Annotated in this window: 18 protein-coding genes; 1 reads left to right on the top strand and 17 read right to left on the bottom strand. The window is 40.5% G+C overall.

All coding sequences use genetic code 11. The features are described from left to right. Positions 1-9: 9 nt before the first annotated feature. Both ABLV78_RS08290 and ABLV78_RS08285 read right to left on the bottom strand, forming a co-directional pair. Positions 10-750 carry an ABC transporter ATP-binding protein gene (locus ABLV78_RS08290; RefSeq protein ID WP_045391802.1) on the bottom strand — a complete coding sequence of 247 codons (741 nt, stop codon included), beginning with the start codon at positions 748-750 and terminating at the stop codon, positions 10-12. Continuing rightward, a complete protein-coding gene (locus tag ABLV78_RS08285) occupies positions 750-1517 on the bottom strand; it encodes an ABC transporter permease (RefSeq protein WP_045391805.1) in 768 nt (255 codons plus the stop codon). Before ABLV78_RS08285 ends, ABLV78_RS08290 begins: the two co-directional genes overlap by 1 nt. A 951-nt stretch (positions 1518-2468) precedes the next feature. On the opposite strand from ABLV78_RS08285, the gene ABLV78_RS08280 reads away from it, so the two are divergent. After that, positions 2469-3473, top strand: coding sequence for an NAD-dependent epimerase (locus ABLV78_RS08280; protein WP_045391808.1), 1005 nt, complete (start codon positions 2469-2471; stop codon positions 3471-3473). A gap of 256 nt (positions 3474-3729) precedes the next feature. Here the strand turns inward: ABLV78_RS08280 and ugd are convergent, their stop codons facing one another. From ugd to ABLV78_RS08205, 15 genes are all read right to left on the bottom strand, one after another. Next, positions 3730-4896 carry a UDP-glucose 6-dehydrogenase gene (gene ugd, locus ABLV78_RS08275; RefSeq protein WP_045391811.1) on the bottom strand — a complete coding sequence of 389 codons (1167 nt, stop codon included), beginning with the start codon at positions 4894-4896 and terminating at the stop codon, positions 3730-3732. A gap of 223 nt (positions 4897-5119) precedes the next feature. Continuing rightward, a complete protein-coding gene (locus ABLV78_RS08270; protein WP_228339515.1) occupies positions 5120-6484 on the bottom strand; it encodes a TolC family outer membrane protein in 1365 nt (454 codons plus the stop codon). A gap of 11 nt (positions 6485-6495) precedes the next feature. Continuing rightward, positions 6496-7827: an HlyD family type I secretion periplasmic adaptor subunit gene (locus ABLV78_RS08265; RefSeq protein WP_047078091.1), complete on the bottom strand. Its 1332-nt coding sequence runs from the start codon at positions 7825-7827 to the stop codon at positions 6496-6498. 52 nt (positions 7828-7879) lie between these two features. Further along, positions 7880-9553, bottom strand: a complete 1674-nt coding sequence (locus ABLV78_RS08260) for a type I secretion system permease/ATPase (RefSeq protein WP_264181656.1) — start codon at positions 9551-9553, stop codon at positions 7880-7882. Positions 9554-9910: 357 nt separating this feature from the next. Further along, a complete protein-coding gene (locus ABLV78_RS08255) occupies positions 9911-12514 on the bottom strand; it encodes a beta strand repeat-containing protein (protein ID WP_047078093.1) in 2604 nt (867 codons plus the stop codon). Between the two features lie 507 nt (positions 12515-13021). Continuing rightward, a complete protein-coding gene (locus ABLV78_RS08250) occupies positions 13022-14083 on the bottom strand; it encodes a glycosyltransferase family 4 protein (RefSeq protein WP_047046493.1) in 1062 nt (353 codons plus the stop codon). Between the two features lie 155 nt (positions 14084-14238). After that, positions 14239-15645, bottom strand: a complete 1407-nt coding sequence (gnd, locus tag ABLV78_RS08245) for an NADP-dependent phosphogluconate dehydrogenase (RefSeq protein WP_045391829.1) — start codon at positions 15643-15645, stop codon at positions 14239-14241. Between the two features lie 219 nt (positions 15646-15864). Continuing rightward, on the bottom strand, positions 15865-17016 hold the full coding sequence (locus ABLV78_RS08240) for a glycosyltransferase family 4 protein (protein ID WP_348865394.1): 1152 nt from the start codon (positions 17014-17016) through the stop codon (positions 15865-15867). 82 nt (positions 17017-17098) lie between these two features. Then, positions 17099-18472, bottom strand: a complete 1374-nt coding sequence (cpsG, locus tag ABLV78_RS08235; RefSeq protein WP_088389864.1) for a phosphomannomutase CpsG — start codon at positions 18470-18472, stop codon at positions 17099-17101. A 16-nt stretch (positions 18473-18488) separates the two neighbouring features. Beyond that, positions 18489-19910, bottom strand: a complete 1422-nt coding sequence (locus ABLV78_RS08230) for a mannose-1-phosphate guanylyltransferase/mannose-6-phosphate isomerase (protein ID WP_047046485.1) — start codon at positions 19908-19910, stop codon at positions 18489-18491. 55 nt (positions 19911-19965) lie between these two features. Next, positions 19966-20955 carry a polysaccharide pyruvyl transferase family protein gene (locus ABLV78_RS08225; protein ID WP_045391841.1) on the bottom strand — a complete coding sequence of 330 codons (990 nt, stop codon included), beginning with the start codon at positions 20953-20955 and terminating at the stop codon, positions 19966-19968. A 1-nt stretch (position 20956) separates the two neighbouring features. Beyond that, positions 20957-22498: an MATE family efflux transporter gene (locus ABLV78_RS08220; protein WP_047046505.1), complete on the bottom strand. Its 1542-nt coding sequence runs from the start codon at positions 22496-22498 to the stop codon at positions 20957-20959. A 61-nt stretch (positions 22499-22559) separates the two neighbouring features. Beyond that, positions 22560-23543 (bottom strand): glycosyltransferase family 4 protein, encoded by a 984-nt coding sequence (locus ABLV78_RS08215; RefSeq protein ID WP_059342077.1) that lies wholly within the window; start codon positions 23541-23543, stop codon positions 22560-22562. Positions 23544-23556: 13 nt separating this feature from the next. Then, on the bottom strand, positions 23557-24603 hold the full coding sequence (locus ABLV78_RS08210) for a glycosyltransferase family 4 protein (RefSeq protein ID WP_047046479.1): 1047 nt from the start codon (positions 24601-24603) through the stop codon (positions 23557-23559). Then, positions 24596-25822: an O-antigen ligase family protein gene (locus ABLV78_RS08205; RefSeq protein WP_047046476.1), complete on the bottom strand. Its 1227-nt coding sequence runs from the start codon at positions 25820-25822 to the stop codon at positions 24596-24598. Before ABLV78_RS08205 ends, ABLV78_RS08210 begins: the two co-directional genes overlap by 8 nt. Between the last annotated feature and the right edge of the window lie 14 nt (positions 25823-25836).

Below are 25836 nucleotides of genomic sequence, written 5' to 3'. Positions count from 1 at the left end.
GTTTTTCCATCAAGCCATTGAGGCTACATATTCATCAACAATAGAGCTTGCCTCACCGATAGCTTTCAACCGGTGATTTTCAACCCACACAACTTTATCGCAAATCTGCATAACATCTTTCATGCTGTGGCTAACAAACAGGATTGTTACCCCACGTTTTCTGAACTCATTGATTGTTTCAATACATTTCCGTTGAAATGCGATATCCCCAACCGCGAGAACTTCGTCGATAATCAATACATCTGGATCAACCTGGCTAATAACGGAAAAGCCCAGCTTCGCCAGCATGCCACTGGAGTATACGCGAATAGGCTCATCAATGAACTCACCTAGCTCTGAGAACTCGATAATTTTATCAAGCCGTTTATTAACTTCTGCTCTGCGTAACCCCAGTAAGGTGGCATTAAGTTTGATGTTTTCACGCCCGGTAAGTTCCGGATGAAAACCGCCTCCCAGCTCCAACATCGAAGCCACGCGTCCGACAACTTTTACCTCGCCCTTACTTGGCTTTAGCACACCCGCAACGAGACCAAGGGTCGTACTTTTGCCTGCGCCATTGCGACCAATCAATGCAACTGATTCACCCTTATTGACGGTGAATGACACGTTCTCGATAGCCAGATACTTACGGCCTTTTAGCAAATTAAAGGCCCGACGCGGATGAAAAAACAAATCTTTAATGCCAGAGCCAATATGATGATATAGAGGATACTCTTTTGTTACATTGCAAAATTCAATAACAGCGGTCATCACAAAATCTCTGCAAATCGATATTTTAATTTATTAAAGACCCACACTCCTAGCAGCAACACAACCATGCCTGATGAGTATAGATAAGTGATATGCACATAATCCAGGTTGCCATTCATAAGCAGATCTCGCCAGGCCATTATCATGCTAGCCAGTGGGTTATAATCAATGATCCAGGTAAATTGTTGCGGGATCATATCTGAATTATAGAGTATCGGGGTACAGTAGAACATCAACATAATGCCCAAGGCGACAAATCGCTCCAGGTCACGGAAAAACAAATTCAGCGTTGAGAAAATTAGAGCAAATCCAAATGTAAAAATAATCTGTCCGATCGCCAGTAGAGGAATGCCCCAGAACCAACTCAGCGACGGTGACATACCATAAACATATAGAAACACAGCGATTACAGGAATTGTACACAAGAAGTGCAGCCCTTCCATCATCACATTACTCAAAGGAATAACCGAGCGCGGAAATACTGTTTTTTTAATGATCTGCGCATTAGAAATAAATGAGTACAATGAATTGGTTGCCGAACTTGCGAACCATTGCCACGGGAACAACCCAGTAATCAGGAAAACGGTATAATTTGGAATTTGTACTCTCATTACCATTTTAAAAATAAAATAGTAAATCATCGCAAATAATAAAGGGTTTGCGATAGACCATAAATATCCAAAGATGCTACTTTTATAGCGAACTTTTAAATCTTTATTAGTTATCACAACAAGTAGATCAAATAAATATCCTAATTTAAACTTCATTATTTGCACTCATTTTTTTGAAATCGACCACGCAATCATTCTTTCCTCTGGCACCTTGAGGAAATTGTGCACAGCTATAATATCAACATAATTATAATAAATTAGCCAAAAGCAGTCGTTGCCTCTATATCCACGGTATAGAGAAACCCTTCTTAGCAACCATAAGCGGTTCCATATAATAGCGTACTCTATACCATCATTTGGAGTATGTTACGGGGGTGACTATACGACTACAAACGATTAGCTTTGTCTAGTTGACTCGCAACAGCCAACGATCACATCAATCAGAGACACGCTACCGCCATTGGCTATCGCAACCAAAGCGCGCAAAACAAGCTTAGCATTTGATAAATCGTCATAAACCTCAAAGCACTACTACCGCAAGAGTCCATGATTTTGCTCTGTCTCAAGCCTCAAGTTGAGCTCAATCTGAGAGCGGTCACTCTCGCCGCTTTAGAGGCAACTTGCCATCAGGTTAGTCTCATTTCAGGCAACGGACCTGGCAACTGAGTTACTTAACTTTATACAAGTTGCCCTATTCAGCAGCGTCATTAATGTCAGTGGTATACCTGCCTATTATGGTAATAAAATCAGAAAGTTGCAATGTGGGCATCTTAAGTTAATACCATATGAATGAAACAGCAGCATAGTATACTCCCGGACTATAAGATTAAAAGCGAAAAAGCAGTATTGGCTGGCAAAGAAGAGATATATACCAGGTAAGTACAATGCCGTTTAAACATTTGTCTACAACTAAAAACACTTGCTAACCAATGAGAGTGATTTTCACTCTCATATTGGAGATGGCGTCCTTGCTACGGTAGGTTTAGCTTTAAATGTTATTATCTCCAACCTTTCCGAACCAATCAGTAAACAAGATGATCGATACCTCCCCCCTGTGTAAAATAGGCCCTTATAGGCAGTGGGACATAATGATCCTGGAGGATATAAATGAAATTTTTAGTCACTGGTGCTGCTGGCTTCATCGGCTTTCATGTATGTAAACGCCTGCTGGAAGCTGGTCATGAGGTTGTCGGAATCGACAATATGAATGACTACTACGATGTGAGCCTCAAACAAGCCCGCCTGGATCTTCTGAAAGCACCTTTGTTCAGTTTTCACAAAATTGATCTCGCCGATCGGGTCAGCATGGAGCAGCTTTTTGCTACGGAGAAATTTAACCGCGTAATCAACCTTGCCGCTCAGGCCGGCGTGCGTTACTCGCTGGAAAACCCACACGCTTACGCTGACGCTAACCTGATGGGCTTCCTGAATATCCTTGAGGGTTGTCGCCATACTAAAGTTGAGCACCTGGTCTACGCGTCATCCAGTTCCGTCTATGGCTTAAACCGTAAGATGCCGTTTTCAACCGATGATTCGGTAGACCATCCTGTATCGCTATACGCGGCAACCAAAAAAGCCAACGAATTGATGGCACATACTTATGCGCATCTGTATGGAATTCCAACAACCGGGCTGCGGTTTTTTACCGTCTACGGACCCTGGGGACGCCCGGATATGGCACTATTCAAATTCACGAAAGCCATGCTCGAGGGGCAATGTATAGACGTCTACAACTACGGAAAAATGAAGCGGGACTTCACCTATATTGACGATATAGTTGAAGCAGTTGTTCGTGTTCAGGATGTTGTTCCGCAACCGAATCCAGACTGGACGGTTGAAGGCGGGTCTCCAGCGACCAGTTCCGCCCCCTATCGGGTATATAACATTGGTAATAGTTCGCCTGTAGAACTGATGGACTACATCACTGCGCTTGAAGAGGCGCTGGGAATGGAAGCTAAGAAAAACATGATGCCGATGCAACCAGGCGATGTTCTGGAGACAAGCGCTGAAACCCAACCGCTATATGATCTTGTTGGTTTCCGGCCACAAACCACAGTTAAGCAAGGAGTGAAGAACTTCGTGGATTGGTATAAAGACTACTACGCAATTTGATAGTTTCTTATCTTCTATTTTACCGCAATCAAAAGATTGCGGTATATTAACCGCCAATAGTGTAATCAGCCTAGTATTATCCCTACGCTATATATATCTAATTCGACAGGCGTATCTTTCGATGTAGAAGACAGAGATAGTCTCGCAAATGCCACGGTAGCATTAGTATTTTATTTCAGCACATAATGATGCTGCGTTTTTTCTTTATAAAAAATTAAGACAGGTAATTTTGCAAACTACCTGTCATTATGGAAAGTTAATCGTTACCAAAGAGGTCACGCGTATATACTTTATCTTTCACATCCGCCAATTCTTCTGCCATGCGGTTAGAGATAATAACATCTGATTCCTGCTTGAAAGCATCAAGGTCGCGAATAACGCGTGAGTTAAAAAACTCATCTTCCTTCATCACTGGCTCGTAAATAATTACAGGTATACCTTTCGCTTTTATCCTTTTCATTATACCTTGAATAGAGGAAGCACGGAAATTATCAGAGCCGCTCTTCATAATTAACCGATACACACCAACAACTTTCGGGTTTTTCGCCAGAATGGAGTCTGCAATAAAATCTTTTCGGGTGCGATTAGCATCAACAATTGCCGAAATAATATTATTGGGCACCGACTCATAATTCGCCAGCAACTGTTTGGTATCTTTCGGTAAGCAGTACCCACCATAGCCAAAAGAGGGATTGTTGTAATGATTACCAATTCGCGGATCCAGACATACACCCTCAATAATTTGTTTACTGTTTAGTCCCTGGCTTTCGGCGTAGCTGTCTAACTCATTAAAATAGGCAACACGTAGTGCTAAATAAGTATTAGCAAAGAGCTTAATAGCTTCAGCTTCAGTTGAATCAGTAAAAAGGGTCGGAATGTCTTTTTTTATCGCACCTTCTTTCAATAGGTCTGCGAATCGCTCAGCACGAGCAGAACGCTCACCAATGACAATCCGTGATGGATATAAATTATCGTACAAAGCACGCCCCTCGCGGAGAAACTCCGGCGAGAAAATGATATTTTCAATGCCAAGGCGTTCTTTTATGCCACGAGTGAAACCAACTGGGACCGTTGATTTTATAACCATAACAGCTTTCGGATTGATAGCAGTCACATCACGGATGACAGCCTCAACAGAAGACGTATTGAAGTAATTTGTCTTGGGATCATAATCTGTCGGCGTAGCTATAATAACGTAATCAGCGTCATGATACGCATCGAGTTTGTCTGTTGTTGCACGAAAATTAAGCTTTTTTTCCGTTAAATATTGTTGGATCTCATTATCTGCTATAGGTGAAATTTTCTGGTTAAGCAAATCTACTTTGGCCTGAATGATATCCAAAGCAACCACTTCATGGTTCTGGGCAATCAGAACACCATTCGATAAACCAACATAGCCTGTACCGGAAATAGTAATTTTCATAGAGCAACACTTCTACAGTTAACGGGTGATGGCAAATCGCCACAGTAATCATGGATACTGCTGGCGTTTTACTCTTTGCGAATAGTGAAGTCAAGACGGGGACGGGTCTTAAGGGTCCCCTTCATGTGAGCATACAGATTGAAGCGTAGTATCGATACGGGTTTCAGAGATGCAAAAAACAAACTATTTTACACTCTTTCTGTTTCCGACTTCATAGCTTAACTCAAGAACGATGGAAATACCCCGCGACTTGCATAATATCTTTTTCGCTCAGCGTACCTGAATCTCCAAGCAACGTAATCCAGGCCTTAATATACGTGTATTTGGCCTCTGCTAAATCTCGCTGTGCAGCGTAAAGCTGCTGCTCCGCATTAAGCACATCAACGTTAACCCTTTGCCCTGCAAGCACACTTTGCCGCGTGGCCTCAACCTGCGTCGTTGCAGACTTTACAGCCAGTTCGTAAGCCCTAAGCTTCGCCTGGCTACTAATACATTGATTAAACTGTTTACGCAGATCGTTCATTATCGAACCGACCTGGGCGTCCAGTTCATACTTGGCCTGACCATAACGTGCCGCGGCCTGCCTTGTCGAGGCAGCAACCCCCCCGCCAGAATAAATTGGCATTGATACCTGAACCCCAACGCTATCTGTTCGATATTTTTGATTTACGGTGTTGTCGCTGCTGGAATCATTTTCCGAATGTGATGCGTATAGCTGTACCTGAGGCATAAATCCAGCCCGGTTGCGTTCTACATCATAACGCGCTGCATCCACGCCATGACGTGATGAAGCTAGTTGGGGATTTCGTTCCATGGCTAATTTTTGCCAATCATCGAATGCTGTATAACGTAGCGGCGAGACCTGAAATTTGCCTTGCCGTAACGTCTGCAATGCATCTAACTGATCAAGTGGAATTCCGATGATGACTTCAAGTTCCCGCTGAGCTGAGTCTAAGACATCCCGAGCCTCGATAACCTGAGCTTCGGCCAAACTGTACCTTGCTTGAGTCTCAGCAACGTCCGTTACAGTACCCTCGCCAGCGGACATCAGGCGATCATTTAAAGCAAGCTGTTCTTTATAAGCAGCTTTCTGCGCCTCAGCGAGTGCAATTTGATCTTTTGCATATGCAACACTGACATAAGCCGAAATGACCCGGACTGCAAGATCGAGATATTTACTGCGATATTTTTCGTCGGCCATCAAACTTTGTGCGACTCCCGTTTTATATTTCGCATAAGCCTCATAATCAAATAGAGGTTGCGTTAAGGTCACGGAACCAGCATAACTGCGGTACTGCTGTCGTTTAGTCACATCGCTGACATTGCCAAAAATATCACTCGTCTGATATTTTTGAGTCTGCCAATTTCGTGGTGCATTCTGATAATTGAGAGAGACTTTTGGTAGCAACCCTGCTCGTCCGATATTCCTTGCCTCATCACCGGCTTCTTTTTCTTTAATCGCCGCCTGAAATGTTGGGTCTTTTTCCAATGCAAGCGAATAAGCATCCAGAATACCCAATGCATGCACCGGTGAGGATATCACCCACACTATCGAACTAAGGGCTAGATTAATCATCTTCCTTTTCATGAAAATCACGATTATTCCTCGGTCAATGAAGTACGCGCACGATCCAAAATAGGTTTAAAGAGATAACTTAACAACGAACGTGACCCCGTCCTTACGAACACCTCGACAGGCATCCCAGGTTTTATTTCCTCGCCCTGGAGCATTTTAATGCCTTCCGGAGTGACGGTTACCTGCATCTGATAATAAGCTTCCCCATTTGCTTTATCGATTAAACGGTCTGCAGAAACGAGCGTTACAGTACCAGGTATTTTAGGGGTCCTGTTCTGGTTAAAAGCAGTAAACATAAGCTCAACGGGAAGTCCGGTATATACTTTATCGATTAATTGTACTTTTAATTGAGCATCCACAACCAGCGCAGCTTCACTGGGAACCACATCCATAAGATGGTCGCCTGCACCCACTACTCCCCCTTGGGTAAATATATTCAGCCCAACAACTGTTCCATCAACTGGCGAAATAATTTCCGTATTCCCTAGTTCAAAATTAGCCATATCAAGTTTGTTTTTATAATCATTTACATCCATTTGCGTTTGCGCTAACTGCGTTCTTACTTCACGCTGATAATCCGCATAACGCTGGTCTATTCGCTGTTGCGACTCTAGCAGTTGTTTTTGAAGCTGTCCGATCCTGCCAATCGTCTCATCAATGCTGCTACTGATTTCTGCAAACTGACGTTGAGCCTCCAGATAACGATTCCTCGGCAAATACCCTTCAGCAGAGAGCTGTTTCATACTGGTCATCTGCTCACGGATACTGTTTAGCTGAATCTGTTTATTCGCCCGGGAATCCTGTAATCCCTTAAGCTGGAAACGGATGCCATCAATAGATTGTTTAAAACCATCAACTTCACTACGTAATGCCTGTCGGCGCGAAATAAAAAGTTGTTGCTGCAAGGCAATGATTTCCGCTGCACGAGGCTTGTCTTTGATAGCATTGAAAACGTCAGAGAATTTTATGGTATCCAGGTTATCTCTTTCGGCCAACAGACGCCCTTCTGTTGCCAGAGTGGTATAATATTGAATCTTCAGAGAATCCACCTGCGCCTGCGCCTGAACCTGGCTCATTTGAACCAGTACCTGCCCGGCTTTGACCTTATCCCCTTCTTTAACCGCAATATTGCTAATAATACCGCTAGTTGGAGACTGGATTGTTTTACGGTTTCCTGAAACTGTTACCGACCCTTGAGAAGCAACGCCTTTATCCAATGGGGCAAAAGCTGCCCATAAAAGGAAACCGCATAAACCAATGGCGATCACCAACCAACCGAAACGCGTATACTTCCGCTCATCAGTAGAATCTGATGAGGTATCGCCACGAAGAGACTGATTAATGTGAGAAGACATATTCCCCCCTTTAACAACAGATAGTTGCAGCTATTATTTGAGAAGCCGTATTTTAGTTTATTTGTGTTTTAGGGGGTGCCCCGTTGCCGTCATGCGATTCATTATTAACTGCATGCATTGCCTGTTGCTGTGCTGACTGAGTTCTCTGAGCATTATTCAAAGCCTGAAGTACCTGCTGGGTGGTACCAAATGCGTTAACCTTACCAGTGACTAACAATAACAACTTACTGGTCATTGAAAGCAAGTTAGTTCGATGCGTAATCAGTACCACCGTTTTTTTCCGCTCTCTAAGAAAGGCAATAGCCTTATTAAGAGCTAATTCGCCAGCGTCATCCAGATTAGAATTAGGTTCATCAAGAACAATCAACGAGGGATCGCCATATAAGGCCCTTGCAAGACCAATTCGTTGCTTTTGACCTCCGGAAAGTCCGTTTCCTCCGTTGCCAATAACTGAGTCATAGCCATGTGGAAAACGTAAAATCAGTTCGTGTACCCCTGCCAGTTTCGCGGCAGCAATCACTTTCTCAGCATCGACATCATTAAATCTCGCGATATTCTCCGCTATGGTTCCGGCGAACAATTCAATGTCTTGTGGTAAATAGCCAATATGGGGGCCCAGTTCATCTTTATTCCACTGATAAATATCTGCGCCATCCAAACGAACAATTCCTTCACTAACCGGCCAAATCCCAACTAATAATCGTGCCAGGGTCGATTTTCCGGATGCACTAGGGCCAATAATGCCAAGCACATCACCCGCCTGTAAATTAAATGACACAGCGTGTAGTACCGGTTCACCCTGCGCGCCCGGCGGTTTCGCAGATACATTTTCTACGCTCAGTACTCCTTCAGGCTTCGGTAGAGACATCCCGGTGCCACGGGGTGGATTACTATCGAGTAACTTCACCAACCGGCCATAAGATAGTTTTGCCGAACTCCAGCTTTTCCAGACGTTAATCACTTGTTCTATCGGAGCAAGCGTTCTTCCCATCAAAATAGAACCTGCGATCATCATCCCCGGAGTAATATGGCCATCAATGGCCAACCAGCCCCCCAACCCGAGCACCAAAGATTGCAAGGAAAGACGCACAAATTTTGTAATAGAATTGATACGGGAAGCTCGTTCGCTCGCGACTCGCTGACTGTTCAGAAATCGTTGATGTAAACTAAACCATCGTCCCTTGATATTTGGCAACATTCCTAATGCTTCTATAACTTCCGCATTACGCAAGTTGGTGCTGGCAAGACTTCCTGATTGCAACGCAAGCTTACTCGCTTCAGCCAATGGTTCTTTTGAAACTATTTCATTCACCACGGCCAACGCTATCAGTATTAGTGAGCCAATTAATGCAAACAACCCCAACCAGGGATTAAACAGAAAAATGACCAACAAATAAATCGGGAACCAGGGTGCATCAAAAAAAGCAAAAAGCGCGCTGCCGGTCAAAAACTGACGCATGTTAGTAAGATCGTTAAGCATTTGCCCGGCATCAGCAGATTTGTTTTTGAGATTATCTTCGTATGCTGCGGTATAAATACGTGTATTTAAACGCATATCTAGCTGTGCGCCAATCCGTATTACCACCATGCTACGGACGTACTCCAGCAATGCCATCATACCAAACATGGCAAGCATGATGAGAGTTAGCATCAGCAGAGTGATTTCATTACCAGAGGGCAGCACCCGGTCGTAAACCTGGAGCATATAAATCGAAGGTACCAACATTAAAATATTTATGAATGCGGTAAAAACACCAACGGTCCAGAATATTTTACTGCGTGTGCGTATAACATCCGCAATTTCATTGCGCGGTAAATAGTGCTCCACTGCTTTTTCCCTTAATTTTTGTGTACCTTCAGCCACACCTCTACCGACAGTAGAGCAATCAGATCCCAACAACTCAGGCTGGAGATATTTATAATATATAGATAGGAAAGCACTAAAATATCAAGCTACCAAAAAAATATTTTTTCATAATCCATGCGAAAATTAATGTTAATAAAAATACGACAGAGATCACAATAAAAAGGGGGAAGAGCGTCCTCCCCCTTTCTTTATAAAACATCCATCACATCACGCTACTTAAGCGTAGTGCAAAGTATCAACCAACTGCTGATGAGTTTGTCCATTGAGGTATACAACGGTGTCACTCGCATCCAGAGTATGGTTGTTGTTGTTATCAACAATCAGGTAATTACTAGCCTCGTGGGAGTTATCAGTCCAGACAACCGACGCTACCCCCACCTTAGCAGTAAGATCCCCATTCCCACCAATACCAAGGATTTGCCCTAACAAGCCGACAACGCCGCCAACCACACCACCAACCAATGTACCTAACAACGCGTCAACAACATCAGTCGTACGTACACCATAATCAGCAACTTGGGTATGCGTGACATCATTGTTAATAGTCAGACCTGAAGCAGTGTCAAAAATGCTATCTTTTCCGCTATTAAAATCTGAAATGGTCACACCAGAGCTGACGGTGCTCGCTTTCAACTGGTAAAGGTTCGCACCGTCACCACCTGAAACAATGGTGTTACCGAGAACCTTAAAGGTATCCGCAACGCTAGTTCCTTGAACCGATAAGTTATGCCCACCACCTAACCCCAACAGATTAATAATCGTTGTTGTCACACCTGCAGCAGGAAGAATGGTAAGGAGTTGATAAAGGATCCCTTTACCGGTTCCCCCCACATTAGCATCCAAATTCAATCCTGCGGAATTTGCCGAAGCATTGATAGTCTCCAGGTTGCCGTAACCTGTGCCTACCGTCAGATTAAGCAAATGGTCTCCAGTAACATTAATTGTCTGTACTTGACTATTGGTTCCCGCCAGCGCAATGGTGTTTGCAAAGCTGCCTGTACCACCAGAACCAATATTCAATGTTGTCAATGCGGTACCAAGTAGCGAATTACTGCTATTAAGGGCCAGTGCTCCCGCATTAATATCGCTATTACTGGTTGCTGTAAAATTAACATTAAAGTGATCCGTGATATCCTGTCGGAATGTAATATCAACGCTGCTTGCTGCAGTGGCGTTACCGGTGACCTCAAGTTGCGCGGAATTGCCACCTGCCGCATTAATCACATGGACGTTACTTGCCAGACCCGATAGCACAAATCCTTGTGAGCCGACTGTTGAAGTTCCAGCCTGGGTGATATTTGTCCCAAGAGTACCAGTCAAACTCGATTCGGTGGTTGCATTACCCGTTAATACGCCAAAGTCAAATGTATGGGCCTGCGCAGTAGATCCAGAACTAACAGTTGCCTGCCCTACATAGCCAGCAAGATCCAGCTTTTCGAAGTTACTAAATTGCGCGGAGTTAGAAGTGATGACCGCAGTTCTGTTTAGAATAGTCCCACCCATAACGACATTTTTCGTAATAAAGTTAGCCGAAATGGTATCAATCCCAGCTCCACCATCAGCGGTGACAGATGTGCTCACCGTATTTGCCCCGCCAGTAGAGTTACCGGCCCATTTCAGCGTATCGTTACCCGTTCCGAGGTTAAACTTAGCCGTGGCGGTGGTCATATTAACAAGGTTACTCACAAGAACATCATCAGCGCCGGAACTGGCATTGAGGATCACGCTGCCGTTGTTAACAACGATGTCCACTCCAGGGTTTACCCCATTATCGGACAGGTTAACAGTGGCTGCGCTTGAACCATTAATGGTGAGATTAGCCAAATGATCCGCGAATTTGAGGTTAACGGTGCTCGCCACGTTAGCATTGAGTTGCGCGTTAGTCAGAACCGCAGTTTCAGCATTGGTGAGCTGATGGCTGGCATTAGTGTTAACAGTACCTGTCGCGTTTCCGCCTGCGGCGCTGGCGCTGAGGACTGCGCTGGTTTTATAAAGTAGCCCGGTGCCAATCTGGTATTCAAAAGCATGCTGATTGGTTACAGTTGCCGCATCTGTAGCCGTAGAACCGCGTAAATCGTTAATGATTGCCTGAGTAATGGTTGCCTTATTGGTACCAAGAGCGCTGTATTGCGCTAAAACCGCTGCGCTAGGCGCGACGCCGTAAATTCCTTGATAAACATGTGTGATAAAGGCATCACCAGTTAAGTTAGATCCCTTGCTTTGAAACTCGGAAGATGCGATTAATTTTGTCAGTAATGAACTATATGTATTCCCACCGGTGGCGAGATAATTAGTCCAGTCGCCAAGCCCACCCATATCAACTGAACGGCCAACTAAAGAAATGTACGCAGCTTCGACTTGCTCCTTGCTACTTAAAGCGACGCTCCATGTATTCCAGTTCGCTGAGCCATAGTCTTTGTACATGACTTTATTCAGTGCATTATCAAAGCTATTTTGTGCAGTTAGGGTCGCAGAATCGAATCCTGTATAATTAAGAACGCCATTAATTACATTATTAAGTGCAGCATTTAAATTTGAGCCTGTTAAAAAGGTTTGGGCGACACTATCTGCTGGGGTACTTCCCCAAATGGACGCATAGACAAGTTTAACTATCTCAAGGTCAGTTTTGCCAGAATACAAAGTCTGACCCGCGGTGGATGCTAACAGGTTAGAAATATATTGTTCTTGGCTAATCGCCCCCGTACGAAACTGGCCTGCTACGGCATCATAGGTGGAAGCCGTCGTATAGGTGTTTTTCCCAAGAATTGCAAATTGTATAGCTGCAACTGCTTTTTGTGTGAGTAGCACTTGAGTAACCATTTAAGAATCCTCAAAATTTCGTATCAGGAGCAATCCAGGCCCAGAGTTATTGGGAGTACATTGGAAGCGTTTGCATCAGCATAGATGCACCTTCCCCTTAATAAGAAAAGTCTAAAAAAATCACACCGTCAACACGCCCGAATAAAAAAATAAATCACGAATAGTTTCCATAAGTTATACAGCTATAAATTAAAACCAGAGCTTCCCTCCCCCCACTAAATTCAGTAGGGGAAAACGCAAGAAGGATAAATTCAAATTAGAAACGACAAATACCACCACTTATAACAAGGGTATTTTATATGTTAACAGAATTGCGGAATTTTTTGAGGATAGGGCCAGAGGATGGTGTAGTAAATGCAGGCTTAGCAGATGTAGCCTAATTGAGGTCAGAGCAAGTCAAGGCGGGTAAAATGTTAATTAACTGCAATAATTAACACCATTATTAATAAAGCAACTTTGTTGACAATGAATAACTTGTAACACACTCGAGAGTGTATAGTGAATAAGCTATTCAACTTTAGTAATAAGCATATTCAGTGTTTCAGCGGAACGCTCCCAGGAGTATCTCAGCACATTTGCTCTACCTTTACTAATCAACAACTTACGGTCTTCAGCGCTATTGTTTAATTTTATGATAGCTTTGATAAGCTCATATTTTGAGTCTGGATCAAAGTACAATACACTATCACCTAAGGTTTCTTTGAGGGAAGCTCTATTTGAAGAAATAACTGGGCAAGAGCATGATTGAGCTTCCAGTGGGGGTATACCAAATCCTTCATAAAAGGATGGAAATATAAAAGCTTTCGCACCTTTATATAATGAAATAAGTTCATCATCAGATACACGCCCTAAAAAATCTATTCTTGGATCATTAGTTTTTATATTTACACAATTAAACACTGTGTTCCTGTCACCTATTATCTTCAAGTTTATATTTAAATCTGCAGATAGTATAGTTTCAATAAGACCATGAATATTTTTATGATGATTAACCGAGGATACAGTCAGGAAGTAGTCACATCCACGAATCTCATTAGTCTTAACCGTACTGTCATGTGGTTTAAAAAAATTATTACTCACAGCATTCGGAATAATATGAATCTTACTGGCATCACAATTATAATAATTTACTAGCTCACTTTTAGAAAAATCACTAACCGTCACTATTAATTTAGAGTTCTTTAGTAAAATAGGGGTTATTAATGAATATAACCATCTGAAGCCAAATGAAAAGCTTTCTGGGTAACGTATATAAGTAATATCATGTTGCGTAATAATCTGCCTTTTGAAAAGCAAAGGACCAGTGTTGCATAAGTTGATTAGCATGCAATCTTTTTGTTTTTTTAAAAAAAGAGGTAATGTGAATTGTTCCCAGAAATGGCCTCTACCCCCTGAGATTTCTTTAATATTAAAACCTGAAATGTTATAGCTTTTATCAATGGCGGACATATTGGGTACCAAGACCACAACATTATGTCTCAATTTCGATAACCGAAGAGTCATTTCATAAGCAAATCGCTGCACACCGGTAAGTTTTTGAGTAAGAAAACGACCATTAACATAAATCATTAGCGACCTACTTGAGGTTTATTATTATAAGACACTCATTATGACAGGATTATAAATTGAAAAAAACCATTTTCGAACAAAATATAATATCTAAACAGATATAGATAAAAAAAAGCCCTGTAAAAACAGGGCTTAGATAGCAAATCATTACTAACTTAGTTAATCCATTCAGTATGGAACACACCGTCTTTGTCAGTGCGCTTATAAGTATGTGCGCCGAAGTAATCGCGCTGAGCTTGAATTAGGTTCGCTGGCAATACAGCAGAGCGATAGCTGTCATAATAAGCAATAGCAGCTGAGAATGTCGGAACAGGGATCCCATTTTGCACCGCATAAGCTACGACATCACGTAATGCCTGCTGGTAATCATCAGCGATCTGTTTAAAGTACGGGGCTAATAACAGATTGGCTATTTTATCATCCTGATTATAAGCATCGGTGATCTTCTGAAGGAACTGAGCACGAATGATGCACCCTGCACGGAAAATTTTAGCAATTTCACCGTAGTTGAGATCCCAATGATACTCATTCGAGGCAGCTCGCAACTGAGAAAAACCTTGGGCGTAAGAAACAATCTTACCTAAATATAATGCTCTACGGACTTTCTCGATAAATGCAGTTTTATCACCGGCAAGTTTAGCCTGTGGGCCCGTCAAGACTTTAGACGCTGCAACACGCTGCTCTTTTAGGGACGAGATATAACGAGCGAAAACTGATTCCGTAATAAGGGACAAAGGTTCGCCTAAATCGAGAGAACTTTGGCTTGTCCACTTACCGGTGCCTTTATTCGCGGCTTCATCAAGAATAACATCTACCAGATAATTACCTTCTTCATCTTTCCTGGTGAAGATATCTTTTGTAATATCAATAAGATAACTGCTTAGCTCACCTTCATTCCATTTGGTGAAAGTTTCCGCCAATTCGTCGTTAGAAAGATTTAAACCACCTTTCAACAATGCATAGGCTTCAGCGATAAGTTGCATATCACCGTATTCGATACCATTATGAACCATCTTAACATAATGGCCAGCCCCATCAGCTCCGATGTAAGTTACGCAAGGTTCACCGTCTTCCGCAACAGCAGCAATTTGTTTAAGAATTGGCGCAACAAGTTCATAAGCTTCTTTTTGACCACCCGGCATAATTGAAGGGCCTTTCAACGCACCTTCTTCTCCGCCGGATACACCTGTCCCGATAAAATTGAACCCTTCAGCAGAGAGTTCACGATTACGACGGATAGTATCCTGGAAGAAAGTATTACCCCCATCAATAATGATGTCGCCTTTTTCCAGGTATGGCTTAAGAGATTCAATAGCACTATCAGTGCCGGCACCGGCTTTAACCATCAACAGGATGCGTCGAGGGGTTTCCAGAGATTCAACAAACTCTTTCACTGTGAAATAAGGGACTAATTTTTTGCCTGGATTCTCAGCAATAACTTCTTCAGTCTTTTCACGGGAGCGATTGAAAACAGAGACGGTATAGCCACGACTTTCGATGTTGAGCGCAAGGTTTCGGCCCATCACCGCCATACCAACAACCCCAATCTGTTGCTTGGACATTACTTACTCCTGTCTGGTGTGGTCACTGCGACACGTTCGCAGTTTAAATGTGATGTTTATATTAGCTCAAAGCCTGTATGACGTATAGTGTAAAAATGTTCACAAATTAAGAATGGCAGCCATAACCCATTGAAAATTATTGGTTTTAATTCTGCCTTTTAATACCATTACCGCAACAAAAGCCAAGTTGCACAAAATTGCTTAGTTTTTATTCATTTATTAATAGATAATTTTTTTATTTTCCACAAATTCACAATATTTAGAATTGACGTATTCAGAAATTTCCTGATTAAACCGCTCGGTTGAAAATTTTAGCGCATGAGCACGACAATCATTAGGAAGAATTTGATCCTGCATAGTTTCAAACTTTTGGACAGCATCAATGACAGAACCTATATCCTGTTTGTCAAAAAGGATACCTGTTGGATTATCTACACCAAATGGTCTTACTGTTTCAAGTGAACCACCTTTGCCAAACGCAATAACAGGCGTCCCACAAGACTGCGCTTCAACAGGAGTAATTCCAAAATCTTCTTCTGCCGCAAAAACAAATGCTTTAGCATTTCTCATATGTTCTTGCATGACTTCATTTGATTGATAACCCAGGATTTCAATGTTAGCCGTGGCTTTAGACTTTATCTTTTGCATTTCCGGCCCATCACCAACAACAACAAGTTTACGGTTTGGCATGTGACTGAAAGCCTCAACTATCAGATCAATACGCTTATATGGAACAAGGCGTGATGCGGTAAAGTAATAATCTTCTTTAGCTTCATTCAGAAGAAAGCGATTGACATCAACAGGCGGATAAATGACATCAGCCTCTCGCCCATAAACTTTTTTAATCCGCCGCGCGATAAATTGTGAGTTAGCAATAAAATGATCAACGCCATTTGCAGTACGGTAGTCCCACATGCGCATTTTATGCAAAATCAATTTTGCAATCATTCCTTTGACTCCATGATCTAAACCTGCTTCCCGTAGATATTGATGCTGGAGATCCCATGCATATCTTATAGGGGAATGAACATAACTAATATGCAGTTGATCAGGCCCCGTCAAAACCCCTTTAGCAACAGCATGGCTGCTAGAAAGAATGATATCATGGCTGGATACATCAAGTTGCTCAATCGCTAATGGCATTAAAGGAAGATATGTTTGATATTTTTTCTTCGCTTTTGGGAGGCGTTGAATGAATGTTGTGGTTATTTCTTTATTCTGAAAGTGTTTTTTATTTTCAGAGGAAAGAAAATCCACAACAGAATACAAGTGTGATTCTGGATATGATTTAATAAGTTCCGCTACTACTTTTTCAGAACCAGCATAAGTAATAAACCAATCAGCAACAATACCAACATTTAAATCGCGCATAAAAATCCATCGTACATTTATAATTTAACATGCAAAATATAAAGGTGCTCCAGATTTGAAAAGCACCTTTAGTAATTTAAATTTAAGCCCTTAACAAGGCTAAAATCTCTGCAGTTTTTTCTTTCATTAAAGTAACATCACTTCTGGATTCCACATTTAAGCGAACGACAGGCTCAGTGTTAGAACTACGTAGATTGAAGCGCCAGTCCGCAAATTCAAGGCTTATACCATCCGTGTAATTAATATCAAGAGCTTCATTCTGATATCGCTCAAGAACCCGTTTGATCGAGGATTGCGGATCGCTAAGGGAGCTGTTGATTTCTCCAGAGGCAGGATAAGCTTGCATCCGTGCACTAACTAATTGGTTTAGCGTTTTATCCTTGATACAGAGCAATTCAGCGACAAGGAGCCATGGGATCATTCCGCTATCGCAATAGGCAAAATCGCGGAAATAATGGTGGGCGCTCATTTCGCCGCCGTATATTGCATCTTCTGCACGCATACGTTCTTTAATGAAAGCATGACCTGTTTTAGACATCACAGGAATACCGCCAGCATTTTTTACAATATCAATTGTATTCCAGCTTAAACGCGGGTCATGAATAATACGAGAACCAGGATTCTTTTCAAGAAATGCGTCAGCCAAAAGACCAACAATATAGTAGCCTTCGATAAAGTTACCCATATTATCGAACAGGAAGCATCGATCGAAATCACCATCGAATGCAATACCCATATCAGCATTATTTTTTATGACAGCGTCAGTGGTATCTTTTCTACACTCTGGTAATAATGGATTTGGTATACCATTTGGGAAGGTCCCATCGGGTTCATGGTGCACCTTTATAAATTCAACAGGAACATTATGTTTTATAAAGCGCTTCTCAAGGGCATCAATAACATGACCAGCGGCGCCATTACCAGAGTTAACAACTAATTTTAGCGTTCTATTGATATTATGAAGATTGATATAGCTCAATAACTTATCAATATATGCATCTAATATAGAAATGGATTGATAACTACCTTTAGGCTGCGATGAATTTATAGCAAAATTATTCTCTTCGGCAAGACGCTGGATCTCCCTTAGCCCAGTATCACCACTGATTGGCTTTGAGTTCTCGCGGACGAGTTTCATTCCATTATAATCAATTGGGTTATGACTGGCTGTTACTTCCACTCCGCCATCAACACCGAGGTAAGATGTAGCAAAATAAATCTCCTCAGTACCCGATAAACCAATGTCTAAAACATCAGTACCAGCATCCTGCAATCCTTTGGCAAGGGCAAGTTTAAGGGATTCACTAGTTAGTCTAACATCGCCTCCGACAACCATTTTTTTAGGCTTAAGATACTCACCATATGCACGACCAATACGGTATGCGATGTCCTCTGTAAGTTCCGAGCCTAACTTGCCGCGAATGTCATACGCTTTAAAGCAGGTTAATAATTCCATCATTTTCCCCGTTTAATCAAATTCCATAATGATCTTTTAGACGAACAATATCATCTTCACCTAAATATGAACCAGATTGAATCTCAAGGATTTCAAGATCTATTTTCCCTGGATTTTCCAGCATATGAGTCGAACCAGCAGGAATAAATGTTGATTGGTTTTCAGTAAGCAAAAACTCACGTTCGTTTAAGGTAATCTTCGCTGTTCCTGATAATATAATCCAGTGCTCGGCCCGGTGGTGGTGCATTTGCAAAGAAAACTTACCGCCCGGTTTAACTGTAACTTTGTTAATGTGATATTTAGTTGTATTAACCACTTTATCACTATGCCCCCAAGGGCTATAGGATTCACGGTGGATCCTATACTCTCTACGCGAAGTCATTTTAAGATGTTCAACTACACGTTTAACGTCTTGCACCTGTGATTTATCTATAACGAGCACAGCATCTTTGGTGCTGACTACTACCAGATTGTTAACCCCAACGGCAGCTACTAGTTGTTCTTCGCTATTTATATAACAGTTAGAAGAATCATGAACAAAAACATCCCCGGATAGTGAATTACCTTGACCATCCTTATCGTTGACTTCCCACAGTGCTGACCATGAACCAACATCATTCCAACCTGCATCCAGTGGTACTACAGATGCAGATTGCGTTTTTTCCATTACAGCATAATCAACTGACTCATCAGGGCAAGCAATAAAAGCATCTTTATCAACACGAATAAAATCACGTAAAGAATCGGTATGCACAGTCTGCATTGCCTTTTTACATGAGCTAAGAATATCTGGACGGAACTCATCCAACTCTTGCAGAAAGCGTCTTGCTCGAAACATGAACATACCGCTATTCCAGTAATATTCACCGCTGTCCAAATATTCTTGTGCTGTATGCAAGTTAGGTTTTTCAACGAAACGTTTTACATCATAAGCTATATGATTATCGAAATGCTCTTCGTTACCACGCTGGATATAACCATATCCCGTTTCAGGGCCAGTAGGCACAATACCAAACGTTACAAGTTTCCCTTGATTTGCATAAACTACAGCGCTGTTGATTGCAGCTTGAAAAGCATCGTTATTCTCAATAACGTGGTCCGCGGCCAAAACAAGTAGCAATGGATCATCATCATCATGTGCTACTGCGTGTAATGCAGCAAGTGCAATTGCTGGAGCCGTATTACGTCCAATTGGTTCAAGGATAATGTTATTAGATAGCTTTTCGATTTGACGTAGTTGTTCTGCGACTAAAAAACGATGTTGTTCGTTACATATCACAATAGGTTCTTTAGTCTCTAAACCATTAAGGCGAGTAATTGTCTCCTGAAGCATTGATTGCTCGCCGTGTAAACGTAAAAACTGTTTTGGATATAGCTCTCGCGACATCGGCCATAAACGACTACCAGTACCTCCAGCCATTATCACTGGGAGAATCATGACTTAACCTCATTTAATATATTTACAGTTCGATAAAGAGACATTTAGAATAAAATTACACAACAAAACTTCTGCATTTATCCGCTAATTCATTAGCATATTGTTCATGCAATGTTTTATTTTTAATAATAGTATTCATACCTATTTTCTTACCATCAAATTCGAAGTTAGCAGTCGCATTGGCATTCATATCGACGTCAATTCTATTAAAGAAGTCAAATAACCCATCGAAACGGCAGTTATCAACTTTATTTTTAAAACCACCATTTACAAAAATAACTGGAGTGCCCATAGCCAGGCATGGAAGAGCAGTATGAATCCTGGAGGTTACTACCAGTTTTGCATTAGCCAATTTCCTCAGAAAATCATCGGCTAATTTAAAACCTTCGTCAGCGGAAAGGTACGGAATGATCTGTTTTTCATGTTTAGCATGCTTGAGTAATTCACTATCAAAAAACTGGTTTAGTACTTTGCTTCTATGATTAAATTCAAATGCCCGACCATTTAGCAAGCGTTTTCCGAAACGTAATGGTTGGCTCATTAACTCTGGTAATGACATTGAGTCATACATCACATCGATAAAATAAATATCATCAGTAACATTATCCCGTTTATATTTATTCCCCAACGTAAGTGTCATACAGCCTGAGTAATACGCATCAATCCCTTTTGAGATCAGCAAATCACGAGTGTAAAAATCACGGCAACCTATCGGCGCATGTTTTTTAAAGTGCGCAATACTCGCAGGTGTGAAAATTTTATCTACAATAGTAGAGTTAATATGGATTGACACATATAAAGGAGTTATATCTTCAGATGGCGGAAAGTTTTCTGGTATATCCATATACCACGCATTCATGATCATTTTTACTTTATTACCACTATAAGTATTCATATGATCTCGTGGTATATACTCATTCACGCAAGGTAAAAACTGGCGTGCTGCTGTACTTTGTACATAATCACCCAGATTGATCCAGTTTCTTTTGACATAGATGTCACTTTCGTACGTCAGGACGCCATATTGAGTATTGTTTACTTGCATGTTATTTCCTACCTAATTTTTTCTTTATTAAAGATGTTAAATATTTTCTTTCTGAACTAATTAGCACCAAATAGAAAAAGAGTATAGCCACTGAGATTGTGTTTAAGGCGATTAGAAGCAGTAATCCTAAAAAACCTACAGGAAGTACGGTGTTAATGTAAAATGAAATTGCAAATGATATTACAGAAACAGAAAATAAGCGCGGGAAAATATTAAGGAAAAATATTTTACTATTTAATCCAGTTACTTTTTCCACATACAAAACTCTGAACATAAGCATTGCAACTGCACAAAGTATACGACTAGACACCGCCACAACCAATGCAAAACCCAAAGAGTAAAGAGCATATGTTAATACCAAAGTTAAAAGCATTATTAATGATGCTATTAACTGATAGTTCCGCAACTTTCCCACTGCGTATGCTACGGTAACAAAAGGTCCTGATAGAGAATCAATGATGACATACAGTATGACAATTCTTACCAACACCACCAAATGTTCTGGAACTTGTTTCAACCATAAGTTAATAACAAAAGGCGCATCTACAAAGGCGGGTACTGCTGCAATCAGTACGATAAAGCCAGTCAACTTGCAGGATAAAGATAGAAGAGACGAAACCTCTTCGTGATTTCCAGTTGAATGCTGCTTTATCAGTTGAGGATTGAATGCGGTTTGCAAAGTACCTATGACACGGTTAAATGCAATCAGCACCTGCTCCGCTAACCAAACAGAACCATTTGCCACAACTCCGACAAAGAAATATGTCAGGAGAGCAATACCTTGAGAAAGTCCGACTAAACTCAATGAGCCCATCATTGACCAACTCGAGAAGGATAGTATTTCCTTGAGCAGTTCTTTATTTTCTTTGAAACTTACCTTTACAGTACATATATCTATTTTCTTAATGCAACTAACAAAATAGACAAAAAACACTGATATATATCCAAAAAGCAAGAATGTAGCATACCATATTAATTTCGAGTCGAATTCGAACAAGGTAAATAAATACACCATGCCCCAGCGCTGAATAGCATCAAATATCCCTATCTTAGCAAACAAATCCATCTTTTCAGTTGCAATTAACGCTGCAATAAATGGTGTTTGCATGATCTGAATAAGCAGAGATATGACAGACAACTGGTACACCCAAAATATTTCTGTCATACGCTCAACGGGAACTCTTAATTTATAGATTAAGAACCATAACCCAATTGTTTCAGCGAGGAATAAAACGGCACCACATATTATGAAATGGACCAATATACTTGTCGAAAAGACTCTTTTAGTCCAGGAAAAGTCCCTTCTACCTAAACCAACTGACAGGAACCTTTGAGTTGCCAAAGCTGATACGTTTTGAATGAACGAAAATAAAACGATAATACTGCCAATGACACTGTAAAGCCCAAAGTCATAAACCCCAAGCGCATTTAAAACTAAGCGTGAGGTATAAAAAGTTGCAAACATTATTAGTAACATCCTGCCATAAAGCATGAATGTGTTCTTTGCAACTATTTTTTTATTTGTAGCGTATTTTTCACTCATTTTTACCAACATTATCGTCAACACAGAAAAATTTCATTCTTGTTTTACGATTTCTATACTCTCAACTACTTGTTAGATACTTATTAACAAGTTCTGCGGTAGCACTCCAGGAATATTTACCGACCTGTTTTGAGCCTTTACTAATGAGTTGGGTTTTAAGTTCAATATCAGAATGTAATTTAGATATTGCAGTTGCTATTTGCTGTATATTCTCAGGGTCAACTACAAGTGCTGCGTCGCCAGCAACCTCACCGAGGGAGGTTGTTTTGGAGGTAATTACAGGTATACCACTTGCCATTGCCTCAATAACAGGGAGACCAAATCCTTCATAGAAGGAGACGAAAATCAATCCTTCTGCACCACGATAAAGCTCAGGTAATTCTTCGTTTTTGACAAAACCAGTAAATACAACCCTATCAGTAAGCTCATTGATTTCGATGAGAGTCGCTAACTCATCTGTTTTCTTGCCAGTAAAAACAAGTTTTACGTTTTTAGGGATATCTGCTCTGGCAAAAGCCTGAATTGTTCCAACCTCATTCTTATGACTTTTCCTGTTACTGACACATAAATAATAAGGATATCCAAAATCTTTCTTTTGTCCATTTGGTCGAAAATTGTTGGATACTCCATTCCCTACATTTACAACTTTTTCAGCAGGAACTCCGGACCATTGGATGATTTTTTGTCGAGAAAATTCGGAAACAGTAAAAATATACTTAGCTTTTCGACATCCTCTTTTTATAACAACCTTATAGAATATTTTTTTTAATAGACTCGAATTTTCAGGACGCTCCAAATGATTCAAATCATGGATTGTAAACACAAATGGTATTCTGGAAAATAATGGAGGAATATAGCCTGGAAAAAAAACTATACCATCACGCATCTTCAGCATCTTTAACGATGTTTTTATGCAATCAACAGGGCTGAATGGTTTGCCGGTGAAACCCGCACTCTTATAATTTGTTATTTTATTAATTTCTTCAGCAAATGTTCCGATTCCGCCTGAACCTGACCATCGGTCATCAATTAGAATGTTTTTCATAAATATCCATTGGTTAGTTGCCACTTATAATATCTTGCAGCTTTATCGATAAAGCGTCTATTTCTTCTTCTTCACTACCAGTTTTATATAAATAAATCTGAGGTATATAATCAAGCATGCCATCACGGGCAGGAGCTATAATCGAGACATTTGCCTTAATTGCTTCAAGCATGACGAGCGGTACTCCTTCATACAATGAAGGTAAAACTAATGCATCCACATCCTTGGTATAGTCCCATATATTATTCTTCCAGCCCATGTATTCAAACGTCACATTAGAACTCAGTGTGTCTGACATCTCCTTCATTTTTTTAAGGTCTGGGCCATCACCAATAACCTTAACTCTTATGTTTTTATTGACATTAATTTTTCTCAAAGCACCAATCAGTAGATGTTGCCCTTTTTGCCGAAAATAGATTCTTCCGGCCATTAGCAAAACAAATTCATTTTCACTTTGATGGTATGTGTAACCACTTCCTCTTACATTCTCAGGGTTAAAATTAACTATAACATTACGTAATACTTTTACACGAGCATTTGAATTTCTTTTCTTCAGCTCATTAGCAAATACATTGCTTATTGTGATGTATTTGTTGCATCTTTTATAAACGATGTTGGACAAAATATCCTTAACTAAGGCAAACTTGCTTCCCATTAAAGAAAAGCGATGTGTATAAGGGATATAACTAATTATTTTGTCTTTACAAATAACCGCCCCTTCATTTATTAATACAGAACCTAACTCAATATCACCTTGAATAATGACAATATAATCATAATCAGCACTTATTTTTTTTAAAAAATGTCTTGCCCGCATTCTATATTTTAGATTTAAAAAAGAGTGCAGAATTTCCAATCTTTTATGACATACTGCATGCGTATCATATACTACGCTTTGATTTGTAAGGATTTCTTTTAGTTGAGAATTATCCTCTGGTACAAAACATGATAAACTAAACCCTTTATTAAGAAATCGCTTTATATGAGCTATAGCCATTAATTCATGACCACCCACGATTGATGCAGTAAAAACAACCGCTGTTTTAATTTTATTAATCATTAGCACCTTCAGTTTTATTTTTACACTCTTGATTAAACCAAACTGTACATAACCCCATAATAATAAAAAGATTCGTAGCAGTCGGTGGCAACCAAAAAGCACCATCTGACAATGCGGCGCAAAAATATGCGACAAACGGCAAAATGTAAGGCGATCTCAACAACGGTTTTAACTTAATAAAAATAAAACTCAAGAAATATAAAACCATAGGCACACCAAAAATTTGTGCTATTGATGCCGGAAGAACTTCATAAATCTCATAAAATGTTCTATTGTAAGATAACATACCATTTAGCAAAATTAATGGATGTTCGGTAATAATATCAATATAGGATATAATCTTTTCAATTCTCCCGCTCCCTTGACTTAAGTCACGGTTAACCAATCTTTCATATATTATTTTTGAAAAAATATTATCGGTATTTAATAAAATCAAAAACATTACTGCCGAGACTACGATTACAAGTAGCATTACTATCAATGCCATTGGGGATTTTTTTTCTGCAGTAAAAAACATCCATAAAAGTGCCCCAATCATTCCAAGGTATATTGATGCTGAGGCTGTCAATAACACGACGACCCCAAGCAAAGATAATGGGACAAGTGTTCCTTTTAACTCATTTCTTAAATTTGCAATAACAGCGAAACCAATTAGTAATAGATTCGCGCCAAATACATTACCATTTTGGTATGTGGATGTAGCTTTAAGATAATGTATCCCCCAAATCATGTTATTTTTGTCTGCAAGAAAGTTTGGCGTTACTGCATCCTGAAAATTTGCTGTAATGCCGGGGATAACCACAGTATAGTCACCAATAATTTTTTGCATTAAAGCATAAATAACAAGGATGTAAAAAATTAATTTTAAATAACGTTTCCAATTATCAGCATTGTTGATACCAAGAGCACCATAATAACAAAAAAAAGCAAACATCGAACTAATATATGCTATTTGAGATGACAATGGTAAAAATGGTGAGCCCGAAAAAAACAATGCATTGTATGAAGATTGATTTATTAAAAATGAAAGCAATAACAATATTAATGGTATTAATGCGAGTAAGAGTTCTTTCGGTCTTGTCAGTGCATGCAAGGCTCCCATGAACATAAAATACATACTACTCAACAGCGAAATATATAGTGGGAACCCTCCGATTTTAGCACCTGCTTTGGGGATCGCAAATGTTATGAAAAGCAGTGCATCTTTTAACCTACTCATATTTCTTATCCATT

It is taken from the genome of Klebsiella sp. CN_Kp075 (genome assembly GCF_040065055.2).
In the GTDB taxonomy this organism is placed as follows: Bacteria; Pseudomonadota; Gammaproteobacteria; order Enterobacterales; family Enterobacteriaceae; genus Klebsiella; species Klebsiella aerogenes.
The sequence above is the reverse complement of the archived record's forward strand: the minus strand, read 5'-3'. Positions and strand labels throughout refer to the sequence as shown.